Below are 809 nucleotides of genomic sequence, written 5' to 3'. Positions count from 1 at the left end.
CATTCCAGTCGCGCAACAGCACGTTGCGCGTCGCCGCGCCAACCAGGTCGATATCGCCCAGGCTACGGTCGGCGGCCAGGCTCACCATCTGTGCGAGCACGTGCTCCACCTGCTCAGCCAGGCGCTGGATTGTATGTGTATGGAACGCAGCATGGGCATAAGTGAAGTGCAGGCTCAGGGTCTCATTGAGATTAACGGCCAGGGTCAACGGGAAATTAGTCTGTTCCTGATTACCCACCGTGCCGAAGCTCAAGCCTGACGGTGCCTGCGCTTGCAGGGCCTCGGCCAGCGGGTAGTTTTCGAACACCAGCAGCGTGTCGAACAGGCCTTCACCGCCCTGCCCGGCCCAGCGCTGAATCTCGAACAGCGGCGTGTGTTCATGCTCGCGCAACGCAACGTTGCGGGCCTGAAGCTGTTGCAGCAGGCTGGTGACCGATTGTTCCGGCCGGGGGCTGGCAATCACCGGCAAGGTATTGATGAACAGGCCTATCTGCTGTTCGACGCCTTTGAGTTCGCCGGGGCGTCCGGACACCGTGGCGCCGAAGGCCACCGTGTCATGCCCGGTGTAATGTTGCAGGAGCAGCAACCAGGCCGCCTGGACCACGGTATTGAGGGTGACCTTTTGCTGGCGGGCGAATTCGCCCAGGCGCTGGGTCTGCTGTTGGGACAGTGAGTGATACAGGCTGGCATGGCTGGTTTCGACAGCCGGCTGCGGCGCGGCGAAACGGTTTTCGGCGAGGCGCGTCGGCGCGTCGAGCGCGTGCAGTTGCGCACGCCAGAACGTTTCACTGGCCTTGGCATCACGCCCT

1 protein-coding gene is annotated in these 809 nt (G+C 62.9%); it reads right to left on the bottom strand.

All coding sequences use genetic code 11. From position 1 onward, the window contains the following. The coding region (locus HX846_RS37855; protein WP_256740500.1) for a condensation domain-containing protein at positions 1 to 809 on the bottom strand (809 nt) is incomplete at both ends.

This window comes from Pseudomonas sp. K5002 (assembly GCF_013386655.1).
GTDB lineage: Bacteria > Pseudomonadota > Gammaproteobacteria > Pseudomonadales > Pseudomonadaceae > Aquipseudomonas.
This window is presented reverse-complemented; position numbering and strand designations above follow the sequence as displayed.